The 15,386-nt window shown below is 71.8% G+C and carries 15 protein-coding genes; 9 read left to right on the top strand and 6 right to left on the bottom strand.

The window, feature by feature from the left end; genetic code table 11:
- Positions 1–59: 59 nt before the first annotated feature.
- On the top strand, positions 60–2,618 hold the full coding sequence (locus ACFYUZ_RS22065) for a DEAD/DEAH box helicase (protein ID WP_389311744.1): 2,559 nt from the start codon (positions 60–62) through the stop codon (positions 2,616–2,618).
- Positions 2,619–2,630: 12 nt separating this feature from the next.
- Entirely contained in the window at positions 2,631–3,494 is an 864-nt protein-coding gene (locus ACFYUZ_RS22060; RefSeq protein ID WP_389311742.1) for an acyl-CoA thioesterase, read from the top strand.
- A gap of 9 nt (positions 3,495–3,503) precedes the next feature.
- Here the strand turns inward: ACFYUZ_RS22060 and ACFYUZ_RS22055 are convergent, their stop codons facing one another.
- Positions 3,504–4,574: an RNA ligase (ATP) gene (locus ACFYUZ_RS22055; RefSeq protein ID WP_389311740.1), complete on the bottom strand. Its 1,071-nt coding sequence runs from the start codon at positions 4,572–4,574 to the stop codon at positions 3,504–3,506.
- A gap of 147 nt (positions 4,575–4,721) precedes the next feature.
- Positions 4,722–5,831, bottom strand: a complete 1,110-nt coding sequence (locus ACFYUZ_RS22050) for an FAD-dependent monooxygenase (protein WP_389311738.1) — start codon at positions 5,829–5,831, stop codon at positions 4,722–4,724.
- Positions 5,832–5,997: 166 nt separating this feature from the next.
- Here ACFYUZ_RS22050 and ACFYUZ_RS22045 point away from each other — a divergent pair, with 166 nt between their 5' ends.
- On the top strand, positions 5,998–6,951 hold the full coding sequence (locus ACFYUZ_RS22045) for a GntR family transcriptional regulator (protein WP_389311736.1): 954 nt from the start codon (positions 5,998–6,000) through the stop codon (positions 6,949–6,951).
- A gap of 12 nt (positions 6,952–6,963) precedes the next feature.
- Here ACFYUZ_RS22045 and ACFYUZ_RS22040 read toward each other — a convergent pair whose 3' ends face one another.
- Positions 6,964–7,191, bottom strand: coding sequence for a DUF6011 domain-containing protein (locus ACFYUZ_RS22040; protein ID WP_389311734.1), 228 nt, complete (start codon positions 7,189–7,191; stop codon positions 6,964–6,966).
- A 36-nt stretch (positions 7,192–7,227) separates the two neighbouring features.
- Here ACFYUZ_RS22040 and ACFYUZ_RS22035 point away from each other — a divergent pair, with 36 nt between their 5' ends.
- Complete coding sequence (locus tag ACFYUZ_RS22035; RefSeq protein ID WP_389311733.1) at positions 7,228–7,710, top strand: glutathione peroxidase; 483 nt, start codon at positions 7,228–7,230, stop codon at positions 7,708–7,710.
- Entirely contained in the window at positions 7,703–8,470 is a 768-nt protein-coding gene (locus ACFYUZ_RS22030; protein WP_389311731.1) for a putative protein N(5)-glutamine methyltransferase, read from the top strand. Before ACFYUZ_RS22035 ends, ACFYUZ_RS22030 begins: the two co-directional genes overlap by 8 nt.
- A 48-nt stretch (positions 8,471–8,518) precedes the next feature.
- Here the strand turns inward: ACFYUZ_RS22030 and ACFYUZ_RS22025 are convergent, their stop codons facing one another.
- Positions 8,519–9,886 (bottom strand): cytochrome P450, encoded by a 1,368-nt coding sequence (locus ACFYUZ_RS22025; protein ID WP_389311729.1) that lies wholly within the window; start codon positions 9,884–9,886, stop codon positions 8,519–8,521.
- Between the two features lie 143 nt (positions 9,887–10,029).
- Between ACFYUZ_RS22025 and ACFYUZ_RS22020 the strand changes: the two genes are divergently transcribed.
- Positions 10,030–10,497, top strand: a complete 468-nt coding sequence (locus ACFYUZ_RS22020; protein ID WP_389311727.1) for a VOC family protein — start codon at positions 10,030–10,032, stop codon at positions 10,495–10,497.
- Positions 10,498–10,508: 11 nt separating this feature from the next.
- Here the strand turns inward: ACFYUZ_RS22020 and ACFYUZ_RS22015 are convergent, their stop codons facing one another.
- Positions 10,509–11,720 (bottom strand): acyl-CoA dehydrogenase family protein, encoded by a 1,212-nt coding sequence (locus tag ACFYUZ_RS22015; protein ID WP_389311725.1) that lies wholly within the window; start codon positions 11,718–11,720, stop codon positions 10,509–10,511.
- A 162-nt stretch (positions 11,721–11,882) separates the two neighbouring features.
- Here ACFYUZ_RS22015 and ACFYUZ_RS22010 point away from each other — a divergent pair, with 162 nt between their 5' ends.
- Positions 11,883–12,530, top strand: a complete 648-nt coding sequence (locus ACFYUZ_RS22010) for a TetR family transcriptional regulator (RefSeq protein WP_123458712.1) — start codon at positions 11,883–11,885, stop codon at positions 12,528–12,530.
- A gap of 58 nt (positions 12,531–12,588) precedes the next feature.
- Here the strand turns inward: ACFYUZ_RS22010 and def are convergent, their stop codons facing one another.
- On the bottom strand, positions 12,589–13,152 hold the full coding sequence (gene def / locus ACFYUZ_RS22005; protein WP_389311723.1) for a peptide deformylase: 564 nt from the start codon (positions 13,150–13,152) through the stop codon (positions 12,589–12,591).
- A 126-nt stretch (positions 13,153–13,278) separates the two neighbouring features.
- Here def and ACFYUZ_RS22000 point away from each other — a divergent pair, with 126 nt between their 5' ends.
- Positions 13,279–14,526 (top strand): MurT ligase domain-containing protein, encoded by a 1,248-nt coding sequence (locus ACFYUZ_RS22000; RefSeq protein WP_389311721.1) that lies wholly within the window; start codon positions 13,279–13,281, stop codon positions 14,524–14,526.
- 19 nt (positions 14,527–14,545) lie between these two features.
- Positions 14,546–15,274, top strand: coding sequence for a glutamine amidotransferase (locus ACFYUZ_RS21995; RefSeq protein WP_365229757.1), 729 nt, complete (start codon positions 14,546–14,548; stop codon positions 15,272–15,274).
- Positions 15,275–15,386 lie beyond the last annotated feature (112 nt).

Genomic DNA, 15,386 nt, shown 5'->3' with positions numbered 1-15,386 from the left:
CGGCGCTCAGTTGACGTCCGGTCGACGGACGAGCCTACCGTCCGTGATCAAGACGGCTGATGGCCGGTTCCCCCATCCGAGCGGAATGCGGGCAAGATGGGGGCGTGACCCTTATCGATCAGCTGCCGCCGACCGCCGACCCCGACGCCCTCTTCGAGGCCTTCTCCTCCTGGGCCGAGGACCGGGGCATCACGCTCTACCCGGCCCAGGAAGAGGCGCTGATCGAGGTCGTCTCCGGGGCCAACGTGATCCTCTCCACACCCACCGGATCGGGAAAGTCGCTGGTCGCGGCGGGGGCGCACTTCACCGCGCTCGCCCATGACCAGGTGACCTTCTACACCGCGCCGATCAAGGCGCTGGTGTCGGAGAAGTTCTTCGACCTGTGCAAGCTCTTCGGCACCGAGAACGTCGGCATGCTGACCGGCGACGCCTCCGTGAACGCGGACGCGCCGGTGATCTGCTGCACGGCGGAGGTGCTCGCCTCGATCGCGCTGCGGGACGGCAAGTACGCCGACATCGGCCAGGTCGTCATGGACGAGTTCCACTTCTACGCCGAGCAGGACCGCGGCTGGGCCTGGCAGATCCCGCTGCTCGAACTCCCCCAGGCGCAGTTCGTCCTCATGTCGGCCACGCTCGGCGACGTGTCCATGTTCGAGAAGGACCTGACCCGGCGGACCGGGCGGCCGACCTCGGTGGTCCGCTCGGCGACCCGGCCGGTGCCGCTGTCGTACGAGTACCGGCTCACGCCCATCACGGACACCCTGACCGAGCTCCTGGAGACCAAGCAGGCGCCCGTCTACATCGTGCACTTCACGCAGGCGCAGGCCGTCGAGCGCGCGCAGTCGCTGATGAGCATCAACATGTGCACGCGCGAGGAGAAGGACCAGATCGCCGAGCTGATCGGCAACTTCCGCTTCACCACCAAGTTCGGCCAGAACCTCTCGCGGTACGTGCGGCACGGCATCGGCGTGCACCACGCGGGCATGCTGCCGAAGTACCGGCGGCTCGTGGAGAAGCTGGCCCAGGCCGGCCTCCTGAAGGTGATCTGCGGGACCGACACCCTCGGCGTCGGGGTGAACGTGCCGATCCGCACGGTGCTCTTCACGGCCCTCACCAAGTACGACGGCAACCGGGTGCGCACGCTGCGCGCCCGTGAGTTCCACCAGATCGCGGGCCGGGCCGGCCGGGCCGGCTTCGACACGGCCGGTCTCGTGGTGGCGCAGGCCCCCGAGCACGTCATCGAGAACGAGAAGGCGCTCGCGAAGGCCGGCGACGACCCGAAGAAGCGCCGCAAGGTGGTCCGCAAGAAGGCCCCCGAGGGCTTCGTCGCCTGGAGCGACACCACCTTCGAGAAGCTGATCGAGGCCGAGCCGGAGCCGCTGACCTCCCGCTTCAAGGTCACCAACATCATGCTGCTCTCGGTGATCGCCCGGCCGGGCAACGCCTTCGAGGCGATGCGCAAGCTCCTGGAGGACAACCACGAGCCGCGCAAGGCGCAGCTGCGGCACATCCGCCGGGCCATCGCGATCTACCGCTCGCTGCTCGACGGCGGTGTGGTGGAGCAGCTGGACGAGCCGGACGCCGAGGGCCGCACGATCCGGCTGACGGTCGACCTCCAGCAGGACTTCGCGCTCAACCAGCCGCTGTCGACCTTCGCCCTGGCCGCGTTCGACCTGCTGGACCCGGAGTCCCCCTCGTACGCCCTGGACATGGTGTCCGTCGTCGAGTCGACCCTGGACGACCCGCGCCAGATCCTCGCCGCCATGCAGAACAAGGCGCGCGGGGAGGCCGTCGGGCAGATGAAGGCGGACGGCGTCGAGTACGAGGAGCGGATGGAGCGGCTCCAGGACATCTCGTACCCGAAGCCGCTGGAGGAGCTGCTCTGGCACGCGTACAACGTCTACCGGAAGTCGCACCCGTGGGTCGGCGACCACCCGGTGTCGCCGAAGTCGGTCATCCGTGACATGTACGAACGGGCGCTGACCTTCACGGAGTTCACCTCCTGGTACGAGCTGGCGCGGACCGAGGGCATCGTCCTGCGGTACCTGGCGAGCGCGTACAAGGCGCTCGACCACACCATCCCGGACGACCTGAAGACCGAGGACCTGGAGGACCTGATCGCCTGGCTGGGCGAGATGGTGCGGCAGGTGGACTCCTCGCTGCTCGACGAGTGGGAGCAGCTGGCCAACCCGGAGATCCAGACGGCCGAGGAGGCCCAGGAGAAGGCCGACCAGGTCAAGCCGGTCACGTCGAACGCCCGCGCCTTCCGGGTGCTGGTGCGCAACGCCATGTTCCGCCGGGTGGAGCTGGCCGCCCTCGACAACGTCGACGCGCTCGGCGAGCTGGACGCCGAGTCCGGCTGGGACGCGGACGCGTGGGGCGAGGCGATGGACGCGTACTGGGACGAGTACGACGACCTGGGGACGGGACCGGACGCGCGCGGCCCGAAGCTGCTCGCGATCGAGGAGGACGCGGCGCACGGGCTGTGGCGCGTCCGGCAGACCTTCGCCGACCCGAACGGCGACCATGACTGGGGCATCAGCGCGGAGGTGGATCTCGCCGCCTCCGACGAGGAGGGCCGGGCGGTGGTCCGCGTGACGTCCGTCGGACAGCTGTAGAGGAGACCTGTGGTGACCAACCCCGCCGAGAGGCTCGTGGATCTGCTCGACCTGGAGCGGATCGAGGTCGACATCTTCCGCGGGCACAGCCCGCAGGAGTCGCTGCAACGGGTCTTCGGCGGCCAGGTCGCCGGGCAGGCCCTGGTGGCGGCCGGCCGCACCACGGAGGGCGACCGGCCGGTGCACTCGCTGCACGCCTACTTCCTGCGGCCGGGCCGGCCCGGGGTGCCGATCGTGTACCAGGTGGAGCGGGTGCGCGACGGTCGTTCGTTCACGACCCGCCGGGTCACGGCGATCCAGGAGGGCCGGACGATCTTCAACCTGACGGCCTCCTTCCACAAGCCGGAGGAGGGCGCCTTCGAGCACCAGCTGCCGCCGCGGCACCTGACGGACCCGGAGACCCTGCCCGACCTCGCGGACGAGATCCGGGAGCACCTGGGCGCGCTGCCGGAGGCCCTGGAGCGGATGGCCCGCCGGCAGCCCTTCGACATCCGGTACGTGGACCGGCTGCGCTGGACGCAGGAGGAGGTCAAGGACACGGACCCGCGGAGCGCCGTGTGGATGCGGGCCGTCGGTCCGCTGGGTGACGACCCGCTGGTCCACACCTGCGCCCTGACGTACGCCTCCGACATGACGCTCCTGGACGCGGTCCGGATCCCGGTCGAGCCGCTGTGGGGCCCGCGCGGCTTCGACATGGCCTCGCTGGACCACGCGATGTGGTTCCACCGGCCCTTCCGGGCGGACGAGTGGTTCCTGTACGACCAGGAGTCCCCGGTCGCCACGGGCGGCCGGGGACTCGCGCGGGGCCGGATCTACGACCGCGAGGGCAGGCTCCTGGTGTCGGTGGTCCAGGAGGGCCTGTTCAGGAAGCTGTAGCCCTTCCGGTCACTCGTACTCGGTGCCGCCCTTGCGGGTCAGGTAGGCCGGACTGACCGCCTTGGCGATGGCCCGGCCGCCGGTGACCGGGCTGTACCGCTCGGTCGCGGGCCTGATGACGACGCCCTCCCGCAGATGCGTCTCCCGGCCGGAGACGGTCTCCCGGCCGCTCGCGTGCGCGAGGACGGTGTCGAGGTCGTACGGTCCGGAGTACAGCCGCGGCACGAGGGGGACCTCGCCGCTCTCCAGGACCGCCTCCGGGTCGAGCCACCGCACCTGTCCGTCGATCTCGGCGGACACGTCGAACAGCGCGTAGCCGACGGTCTCGGAGCGGGCGTCGGCCCCGTAGGCGAGGTCCTGGACCCCGGAGCCGTACACCTCGCCGAAGAGCCCGACCCTCCGTGCGCCGAGGCGTTTCGCGAGCCGCTCGGCGACGGCGGCGAGGCCGTGGCCGTGGACGGCGCGCCAGTACAGGTTGCGCGGGTCCTCCTGGAGGGCGAGCCCCTTCGCCCCGAAGCCCTTGGACGAGACCTGCACGCGGCCGTCCTCGGCGTGGAAGGTCAGCAGGCAGGCGGTGCCGTGCAGCTTCTCCGTCAGGACGACGGGCTCACCGGCCTCGAACAGGTCCGGATAGCGCTTGAGGTTCTCGATGTCGACCCACGGCAGCAGGTCGGGAGCCGCCTCCACGTCCCCGCTCATCGTCGGCGGTATCGGCGGGACCCACTTGGTGATCCCGAGCGCCTCCGCGAAGTCGACCCCGTCGGCCGCGGCCCGCGCCAGGTCGGTGCCGTCGAGCGCACGGGGCCGGCACACGAGCCCCTGCGACAGCTCCCCGCGCAGCCGTACGGCCTTCACCCGGTCCGAGTTCCCTCCGGCGAGCCGCCCGGTCAGCCCCAGCTCGTCGACGAGCGCGAGGGGCAGCACGGCCTGCTCGGGGATGTAGACGGCGACATCGCCCGTCGTATAGGCCCCCTTGGCCACGACGGCCCGGTAGAGCCCGACCTGGGCGAGCTCCAGGGCGTCGGCGTTCGGATGCGGGTGGACGGTCAGGACCTCGGCGGTGACGCGCAGGGTGGACATCTCAGGACTCCGTGGACTCGGGTTTCGGTCTCATCGCCGGACATCCTCACGGGTCACGAAACCGCTGGCCCAACGGTTTTGACGGCTGGTAACGTCGCCGCCTCCGCCGGGCGCCGCCCGGCTCCTCCCCCGTTCCGTGGCTGAGGATCAGCCGTCCAAGGTGAGTGCGTTCTTGGCGTGCTCGACGGATTCCTCCGAGGCGGGGCCGCCGGGATTCTCGGTGGCAAGGGCCTGGTTGAGCGCGACGAAGGGGCGCATCCGCCGCTCGTAGCGGGCATACGCGGTGCGGTGGTCGCCGCGGGCCCTGGCGAGGCAGTCGGCCAGCACGTGGGCGCCGACGAGCGCCAGGCTGGTGCCCTGGCCCGACAGGGGGGACGGGCAGTAGCCGGCGTCGCCGAGCAGGGTCACCCGGCCCCGCGACCAGGTGTCCATGCGGATCTGGGCCATGGCGTCGCAGTAGAAGTCGGGTGCCGTCCGGGCGGCTTCGGCCAGGCGGGCCCCTTCCCATCGCATGGACGCGAGCCTGTCCACGACGAGCTGCCGCAGAGCGCCGCCGTCACGGCGGTCGCGGGCGAGCGGGGCGGACCGGAAACCGAAGGCGATCCTGAGTTCGGTGTTGTCGCGTACGGGCATGATGCCGAAGCCCGTGTCACCGTCCGTCAGCCACATCTGCCAGTTGTCGAGGCCGAGGAAGTTGTCGGCGCTGAATACCGAGAGGCAGCTCCCCAGATGGTGGGCGAATCGCTCCTCCGGACCGAACGTCAGGCGCCGTACGGTGGAGTGGAGGCCGTCGGCCCCGACCACGAGGTCGAAGGTGCGGGACGGTCCGTGCGCGAAGTCGACGCGGACGCCGGTCTCGTCCTCGTCGAGCCGGGTGACGCTGTCGCCGAAGAGGTACTCGACGCCGCCCTGCGTGTGCTCGTGGACCAGACGTACCAGGTCCTCGCGCAGCACCTCGATGTCCTCGCTGTCGAGCCGTCCGCTGCTGAAGGTCGCCTCCGTGGAGCGGTCGACCTCGTGGCCGTCGGGGTCGAGGATCGACATGCCGCGCATCCGGGTCCGCTCGCGGCTCACCCGCTCCAGCAGGCCCATCCGCTCCACGACGTCGAGCGCGACGCCGCGGATGTCCACGGCCTGGCCGCCGGGGCGTCGTCCCGGAGCTCGTTCCACGACGGTGGGCGCGAAGCCGTGGCGGCGCAGCCCATGAGCGAGGACGGGGCCCGCGATGCCGCCGCCGGAGATGAGTATGGTCCGCATGAGAGGCTCCTCCGTTGGTCTGTACGGTGTACGCGCCTGAACGTACGCCGTACGCGCACCGTCCTCAATGGACCGCATTCGGGGGCCTGCACTAGGACAGCACCCCCTCTTTCGACATCGCCGCTGCTACCCTCTGCACTAGTACAGGCTGGAAGGGTGGCGGACCGTGACGAAGACCACAGCAGCGCCTGATCCGCCGTATCTGCGTATCGTCACCGCCGTCCGGCGGCGCATCGCGGACGGTGAACTCGCCCCCGGGGACCGGGTTCCCTCGACCCGGCAGATCGCCGCGGAGTGGGGGGTGGCGCTCGCCACCGCCACCAAGGCCCTCACCGCCCTCCGTCTGGAGGGGCTCGTCGAGGCCCGGCCCCGGATCGGCACGGTGGTCGCCGGGACCGCCCCCGCCGGGCCGGCCCGCAGGCGCCCGTCGACCGCCCCGGACCCCGAGCAGGAGCTGAGCCTCGACCGGATCGTCCGTACGGCCATCGAGATCGCCGACGCCGAAGGGCTCCCGGCGCTCTCCATGCGCGGCGTCGCGGCCCGCCTCGGCGTCGCGGCCATGTCGATCTACCGGTACGTCCCGAGCAAGGAAGACCTCGTCCTGCACATGGCCGACGCCGCGTTCGGCGAGGAGTCCTACCCCGCGGACGCCCCCGGGGACTGGCGCGGCCGCGTCGAGCTGGGCGCCCGGACCCTGTGGAGCCTGTACCGGAGACACCCGTGGCTGGCCCACCTCGACACCCTGACGCGCCCGTTGCTCGTACCCGGCCTGATCGTCCACGGCGAGTGGATGCTGGACGCCCTCGACGGCCACGGACTCGACCCCACGACGCTGTTCGACATCCACGTCCTGCTCTACAGCCATGTCCAGGGCCTGGCGGTGCACCTGGAGAAGGAGGCGCACGCCGAGGCCGCCACGGGCCAGTCCGAGGAGCAGTGGATGGACAGTCGCGGCCCCGCCCTCCGGGCACTGGTGGTGTCCGGCCGCTTCCCGACCTTCAGCAAGGTGGTCGGCGCCTTCGAGGACGGCTACGACCTGCGCCTCGACGCGCTCTTCGCGTTCGGCCTCAAGGCACTCCTCGACGGCCTGGCCCCCCTCGTCGAAGGCCGGCGGGCCTAGGCCGACCTCGCCTCAGTCGGCCGACGGGTCCAGGCCCGGCAGGGTGTCCTGCTCCACCTCGTGGCGGCGGGTGCGGATGTCCGGGGGCGCCGGGTGGAGCTTCGCGTCGCACGTGGGCCCCAGGCCCGTGCGGCGCGAGTCCGCGCCGGTCAGGGGGCGGCCGCAGAGGCGGCAGTACACCCGGCGCGGTCCTGTCTGAGCTGCGGAATCGATCGCGATTGCCAGTGGTTCATCTGCCATGTTGAGATCAAACCTCATTCCGACGAGGAGCAGTCCATGAGTCTGTACGACATCCCCCTGAAGACCCTGACCGGTGAGCCGGTCTCCCTGGCCGACTACCGCGACCGGGCCGTGCTGGTGGTGAACGTGGCCTCGAAGTGCGGGCTCACCCCGCAGTACGCGGGTCTGGAGCGGCTGCAGAAGGAGTACGGGGAGCGCGGCTTCACCGTGCTCGGGGTGCCCTGCAACCAGTTCGCGGGGCAGGAGCCCGGCAGCGCCGAGGAGATCGCGACCTTCTGTTCGGCGACGTACGGCGTGTCCTTCCCGCTCCTGGAGAAGACGGACGTGAACGGGGAGGGGCGCCACCCGCTCTATTCCGAGCTGGTGAAGGTCGCCGACGCCGAGGGCGAGGCCGGTGACGTGCAGTGGAACTTCGAGAAGTTCCTCATCGGCCGTGACGGCAAGGTCACCCGCTTCCGTCCGCGCACCGAGCCGGAGGCCGCCGAGGTCGTGGCGGCGATCGAGGCGCAGCTTGTCTGACCCGGGGGTCGTCGAGCGGCTGCGGGCCGCCGGGTGCGTCTTCGCCGAGGAGGAGGCGGAGATGATCCTCGCGGCCGCCGCCGGGCCCGCCGAGCTCGACCTGATGGTCGAGCGGCGGGCCTCGGGCCTGCCCCTGGAGCACGTCGTGGGGTGGGCCGCTTTCGCCGGGCTGCGGATCGAGGTCGACGGCGGCGTCTTCGTGCCCCGGCGGCGCACGGAGTTCCTCGTCGGCCACGCGGTGGAGCTGGCCCGGCCCGGTGCCGTCTGCGTCGACCTGTGCTGCGGCTCCGGAGCGGCGGGCGCGGTGCTGCTCGCCGGGGTCGAGGGCGCGGAGGTGCACGCCTCGGACATCGAGCCGGCGGCGGTGCGCTGCGCCCGGCGGAACGTGGAGCCGCGCGGCGGCCGGGTGTACGAGGGGGACCTCTTCGCGCCGCTGCCGCGGGAGCTGCGGGGCCGGGTCGAGGTCCTGGTCGCCAACGTGCCGTACGTGCCGACCGAGGAGATCGGGCTCCTGCCGCCCGAGGCCCGCGACCACGAGCCGCACGTCACGCTCGACGGCGGCACGGACGGGCTCGACGTCATGCGGCGGGTCGCCGCCGAGGCGCCGGAGTGGCTGGCGCCGGGCGGACACCTGCTGGTGGAGACGAGTGAGCGTCAGGCGGAGACGGCCCTCGCGGTGATGTCCGCGGCCGGTCTGGTGCCGCGCGTCGTCACCTCCGAGGAGTGGTGGGCGACGGTCGTCGTCGCGACGAGGCCGTAGGGGAAGCGTCGGGAGCGGCCCCCCGTGCCGGGGCCGCTCCCTCGTGTCTCAGCGCGGCAGCAGACGGCAGCGGGCCGGGCCCGTCGCGTAGAGGGTGATGGCGGAGCCGACGGGCACCTCGGTGTCGACGGCTTCGAGGCCGTGCTTCTGGAGGATCATCGCCAGGGCGATCACCGACTCCAGCATCGAGAAGTGCTGCCCGATGCAGGCCCGCGGACCCCCGCCGAAGGGGTACCAGGCGTAGCGGGGGCGCGCCGCCTCCGCCTCGGGCGTGAAACGGTCCGGGTCGAAGCGCTCCGGGTCCTCCCAGTAGGCGGGATGCCGGTGGGTGACCCAGGAGGCGACGACGACGTCCGCGCCGGCCGGGACGGCGACGCCGTCGACCACGGTGGCGGCGACGGCGCGGCGCCCGATGGCCGGGGCGGCCGGGTAGAGCCGCATCGTCTCCTTGAGGACCCGGGTCACATAGGGCAGTGCGTCGAGGTCGGCGGCGACGGGGGTCCGGCCGCCGAGGACCCGGTCGACCTCCTCGTGGGCCCGCTTGAGCACCTCCGGGTGCTTGGCGAGCAGGTGGAGGGCGAAGCCGAGGGACGTGGCGGTGGTCTCGTGCCCGGCCAGGAGGAAGATGAGGACCTGCTCGCGCAGTTCGGTGGCGTCGAAGCTGCCGTCCTCGGCACTCTCGGCCTCGACGAGCAGGGTGAGCAGGTCGTCGCCCTCGGCGGAGGCCCGGCCGGAGGCGCGTCGCTCGGCGATGATGCGGTCGCAGACCTCGTACAGCGCCCGGTGGACGGCGGCGGCCTTGCGGTTGCCGGGGGTGGGCCAGTCCCGCGGGACCTTGAGCGGGGCGTAGCCACGGCTCAGCACATAGGCGTTGAGCTCGGGGAAGCTGCGCTCGACGATCTCGACGGCCGCGTCGACGTCGGTGCCGAAGAGGATGCGGGCGACCGCGCGCAGGGCGAAGCGGGTCATCTCGTGGAGGACGTCGACGGTGTCGGCCTCGTCGTCCTGCCACTCACCGATGAGGGTGGTGATCTCGGCGGCGACGGCCGCGGCGTAGCCGTCGACCCGGCGCTTGGTGAAGAGGGGCTGGACGAGCCGGCGCTGGCGGAGGTAGTCCTCGTCCTGACTGGTCAGCAGGCCGTTGCCGAAGGACTCGCGGATCTCCTGGTAGAAGGCGTTGTCCTTGCGGAAGTTGGCGGACTCCCCGGCGAGGACCTGCTGGGCGCCCTCCGCGGAGAAGACGCCGTAGATGGTGGCGCGGATGCCGGGCGGGCCCGCGGCGATCTTCACGACGTTGCCGTGCTCGCGCCGGGCGCGCAGGAAGGTGCCCAGCGAGTCCCGCTTGAGGTCGAGCATGGAGCCGAGGAGCGGATTTCCCTCGAGTTCGGGTGCTTCGGTGCCTGTGGTGATGGCCATGAACGGTTCCCCCTCGATCGTCGCCTGCGAGCTGATTCTCCCTCAGGAGGTGACTGGCCGGTAGGGATGCCCGAACTGCGGACCGGATCTGGCCGGTCGGCTCGGAAGGAGCCGTTGTCAGTGGCGTCTGGGAGGCTCGTCCCATGGAGCGACCCGAGCTGACGCTGCAACTGACCATCGACTGCGCCGATCCGCAGCGCCTGGTGCCCTTCTGGCTGGAGGCCCTGCGCTACGTCCCCGACCCGCCGCCCGCCGGCCACGCCACCTGGCGGGCGTACTGGGAGGCGATCGGCGTCCCGGAGGACGAGCTCGGCGAGGACGCCGGGGAGCTCCCGGAGTCCATCGTCGACCCGAAGGGCGTGGGCCCCCGGGTCTGGTTCCAGCGCGTCCCGGAGCCCAAGTCCGTCAAGAACCGCGTCCACCTCGACCTGAAGGTCGGCGGCGGCCGCGAGGTCCCCCTCGCCCTCCGTCGCGCACGCGTGGACGGCGAGGTGGCCCGGCTGACGGCGCTCGGCGCGACCGTGCTGTACGCGATGGACGAGCCGAACGGCATGGACTACTACGCGGTGGTCCTCCAGGACCCGGAGGGCAACGAGTTCTGCCTCGTCTGAGGACGGGGCGGCTACTTCGCGAGCGCGCGGCTGATGACCATGCGCTGGATCTCGCTCGTGCCCTCGAAGATCGTGTAGATGGCCGCGTCGCGGTGCATGCGCTCCACCGGGTACTCGCGGGTGTAGCCGTTGCCTCCGAGGATCTGGATGGCCTGGGCGGTGACCTTCTTGGCGACCTCGCTCGCGTACAGCTTGGACATGGAGCCCTCGGCCGCGGTGAAGGGCTTGCCGGCGGTGGCCATCCAGGAGGCGCGCCAGACGAGGAGGCGGGCGGCGTCGATCTGGGTGGCCATGTCGGCGAGCTGGAAGGCGACGCCCTGGTTCTCGATGATCGGGCGGCCGAACTGGACGCGGGTCTTGGCGTAGTCGAGGGCGACCTCGTACGCGGCGCGGGCGGTGCCGACGGCCATGGCGCCGACGGCCGGGCGGGAGGCCTCGAAGGTGGCCATGGCGGCGTTCTTCACGCGCTCGCCGGACTTCGCCTTCTCGCGGGCGCGGGCGAGGCGCTCGTCCAGCTTGTCCTTGCCGCCGAGCAGGCAGGAGCCGGGGACGCGGACGTCCTCCAGGACGACCTCGGCGGTGTGGGAGGCCCGGATGCCGTGCTTCTGGAACTTCTGGCCCTGCGAGAGGCCGGGGGTGTTCGGCGGCACGATGAAGGAGGCGTGGCCCTTGGAGCCGAGCTCGGGGTCGACGACGGCGACGACGACGTGGACGTTGGCGATGCCGCCGTTGGTCGCCCAGGTCTTGGTGCCGTTGAGGACCCACTCGTCCTTCGCCTCGTCGTACACGGCGCGGGTGCGCATGGAGGCGACGTCCGAGCCGGCGTCGGGCTCGGAGGAGCAGAAGGCGGCGACCTTGACGTCGTTCGCGTCGCCGTACATCTGCGGGACCCAGGTGCCGATCTGCTCCTCGGTACCGTTGGCGAGGACGCCGACGGCGGCGAGACCGGTGCCGACGATGGAGAGGGCGATGCCGGCGTCGCCCCAGAAGAGCTCCTCCATCGCCATCGGGATGCCGAGGCCGGTCGGGTCGAAGAACTGCTGGGCGTAGAAGTCGAGGGAGTAGATGCCGATCTTGGCCGCTTCCTGGATGATCGGCCAGGGGGTCTCCTCACGCTCGTCCCACTCGGCGGCCGCGGGGCGCATCACATCGGCGGCGAAGCCGTGGAGCCAGTCGCGGACCTGCTTCTGGTCCTCGTTGAGTTCGAGCGTGAACTCGCCCATGTTCCCTCCCAGCATGACGTTACTTGCGGTAACAGCAGTCTGTTACCGGTGGGTAGAGGCTGTCAACCTGCGGTGAAGCGGTTCGGCCCGACCGACGCCGGATCCCGGCCGGGTGTTACGTTGCGAGAGCCTCACGAATCGCACGGGCGGGGAGACACGCACATGGACATCGCACACCGGGCCACCGACCAGCAGACGACCGCCGAGCAGCGGCGCCGCGAGCTGCTGGAGGCGGCGGACCGGGTGGTGCTCCGGGACGGCCCCAAGGCGTCCATGAACGCGATCGCGGCCGAGGCCGGCATCACCAAGCCGATCCTCTACCGCCACTTCGGCGACAAGGGCGGCCTCTACCGCGCCCTGGCCACCCGGCACACGGACGCGCTCCTCGCCTCGCTCCGGGCCTCGCTCGACGCCCCCGCCGACCGGCGCCGCCGCGTCGAGGCCACCCTCGACACGTACCTGGCGTCCATCGAGGCGATGCCCCAGGTCTACCGCTTCCTCATGCACCCGGCGGAGGAGCCGCACCAGACCGAGCAGGGCTTCGACGTCGGCCGCCACTCGGCCCCGCTGCTGCGCCGCATGGGCGAGGAGCTCGGCCAGGTCATCGCCGAGCGCGTCGACCTGGGACCGGCCGCCGAGGCCCAGGCCCGCATCTGGGGCCACGGCATCGTCGGCATGATGCACGCGGCCGGCGACTGGTGGCTCGGCGAGCGCCCCTGCTCCCGCGCGGACCTGGTCAAGAGCCTGGCCGACCTCCTGTGGGGCCGCCTCGCGGCGGCCGACGACCTCCCCGGCGGGCCGGGCTTCTAGGGCCGTCCTTCCAGGGCCCGTCCTTCCGGGGCCCGTCCTTCCGGGACCCGTCTTCGGGTCAGGCCCGGGCGATCCGGCCCGCCCCGGCCCCCCACGGCTGCTTGCGGATCGCCCGCAGCAGGCGTGACTTGCGCCACCCCGTGACGTGGTCCGCGTAGACCCCGCCCTCCAGGTGGTCCGTCTCGTGCTGGAGGCAGCGGGCGAAGAAACCCGTCCCCTCGATCCGTATCGGGGTGCCGTCCAGGCGTACGCCCTCCACCACCGCGCGGTCGAAGCGGGGGGTCGGCGCCTCCAGGCCCGGCAGGGAGAGACAGCCCTCGGGGCCCGGGATCACGTCGCCGTCCGCCTCCACCAGGCGCGGGTTCACCACATGGCCCAGGTGGCGGTTCTCCTCGTCGTCGGGGCAGTCGTACACGAACACCCGCAGGCCCACGCCGACCTGGTTCGCCGCCAGGCCCACGCCGTGCGCCGCGTACATCGTGGCGAACATGTCCTCGACGAGCCGGGCCAGTTCGGGTCCGAAGTCGGTGACGGGCGCGCAGGGGGTGTGCAGCACGGGGTCGCCGAGGAGCGTCATCGCTCGGACGAGGCCGGAACTGCCGGGGATGGGGCGGTTTCGCATGGCCGTAAGGGTACGGTCCGCCGTGACCTCCTCGTTTCGTGCGGCCGCTCGCCGGTGCCGCTGTTCGGGCTGCTGGCCGGATCTCGATAGGCTGAGCCCGGACCGACGCAAGGAGGAACAAGAACGATGTCAGGACACCCCGGTAATCCAGAGCCGCTGTCGCCGCGCGCCAAGCTGGCCGTGACGGCGGGCAAGGCCGCGGCCGCGGTGTCGCGTGCGGCGGGGCGCGGCAGCGGATCGGTGATCGGCGGCCGGGTGGCGCTGAAGCTCGACCCCGACCTGCTCGGCCGGCTCGCGCAGCATCTGGACGTCGTCCTGGTGTCGGCGACCAACGGCAAGACCACCACGACCCGGCTGATCGCGGAGGCCCTGCGCGCCGCCGGCCCCGTGGTCTCCAACGCCCTCGGCGCCAACATGCCCGCCGGCATCACCTCGGCGCTGGCCGGCGGCACGGACTCCAAGTTCGGCGTGATCGAGGTCGACGAGAAGTACCTCGCGGGCGTCGCCCGGGACACCACGCCCAAGGCGATCGCGCTGCTCAACCTCTCCCGCGACCAGCTCGACCGCGCGGCCGAGACCCGGATGCTCGCCGAGAAGTGGCGCGAGGGCCTCAACGGCACCAAGGCCGTGGTCATCGCCAACGCCGACGACCCGCTCATCGTGTGGGCCGCCTCCTCCTCCCCCAACGTGGTGTGGGTCGCCGCCGGCCAGGAGTGGAAGGACGACGCCTGGTCGTGCCCCGCCTGCGGCGGTGTGATGCAGCGTCCGGGCGACGACTGGTTCTGCGGCGAGTGCGGCTTCCGCCGCCCCGCGCCGAGCTGGGCGCTCAGCGGCGACCACGTGCTCGACCCGCACGGTTCGGCCTGGCCGATCCGCCTCCAGCTGCCCGGCCGCGCCAACAAGGCGAACGCCGCCACCTCGGCCGCCGTCGCCGCGGTCTTCGGGGTGCCGCCGCAGGTGGCCCTGGAGCGCATGTACCAGGTGCAGGCCGTCGCCGGACGCTACGACGTGGTCTCCTTCCAGAACCGCGACCTGCGTCTGCTCCTCGCGAAGAACCCGGCCGGCTGGCTCGAAACGTTTTCCCTCATCGACGGGCCGCCCGCCCCGGTGATCCTCTCGGTCAACGCGCGGGGCGCCGACGGCACGGACACCTCCTGGCTCTGGGACGTGGACTACGGCCGGCTCGTCGGCCACCCGATCATGGTGATCGGCGACCGGAAGCTGGACCTCGCGGTCCGCCTCGAGGTCGCGGGCGTGGACTTCCGCGTCTGCGAGACGCTGGACGAGGCCGTCTCGATGGCCCCGCCCGGACAGATCGAGCTGATCGCCAACTACACCGCCTTCCAGGACGTCCGCCGCCGCGTCGGCAACTGACCCGTAGAGGACTTGCAGCATGAGTGACAGCAGCCTGCGCCTGGTCTGGGTCTACCCGGACCTGCTCAGCACCTACGGCGACCAGGGCAACGTCCTCGTCGTCCAGCGCCGTGCCGAACAGCGCGGTCTCCACGTCGAGCGCGTCGACGTCCGCAGCGACCAGCCGGTGCCGACCTCGGGCGACATCTACCTGATCGGCGGCGGCGAGGACCGTCCGCAGCGGCTCGCGGCCGAGCGGCTCCTCCGCGACGGCGGCCTGTCCCGGGCCGCCTCCAACGGCGCGATCATCTTCTCGGTCTGCGCCGGCTACCAGATCCTGGGCCACGAGTTCATCAACGACGTCGGCGAGCGGCAGCCCGGCCTGGGCCTGCTCGACGTGACCACGACCCGCGGCGAGGGCGCCCGCTGCGTCGGCGACGTCCTCGGGGACATCGACCCGCGCCTGGGCCTCCCCCAGCTGACCGGGTTCGAGAACCACCAGGGCATCACCCATCTCGGCCCGACGGCCCGGCCCTTCGCCCGGACCGTCTTCGGCAACGGCAACGGGACCGGCGACGGCACCGAGGGCGCGTACAACGACACCGTCTTCGGCACGTACATGCACGGCCCCGTCATGGCCCGCAACCCGCAGATCGCGGACCTGCTCCTGAAGCTGGCCCTCGACGTGAACGCGCTGCCGCCGACCGACGACCGCTGGTACGAGGCGCTGCGCGCCGAGCGCATCGCGGCGGCCACGCAGCCCGCCTGAGTCACCCCGGGGCCGCCGCAGGTCCCTCGTACGAACGTACGTTGTCCACTGTGCGGACATCCGGTTCGGTCCCGCCACCCCTGCGGCGATAGGGTGGCGGGGATCCAGCCGG

This window comes from Streptomyces sp. NPDC004266 (assembly GCF_042874095.1).
Lineage (GTDB): Bacteria > Actinomycetota > Actinomycetes > Streptomycetales > Streptomycetaceae > Streptomyces.
The sequence above is the reverse complement of the archived record's forward strand: the minus strand, read 5'-3'. Positions and strand labels throughout refer to the sequence as shown.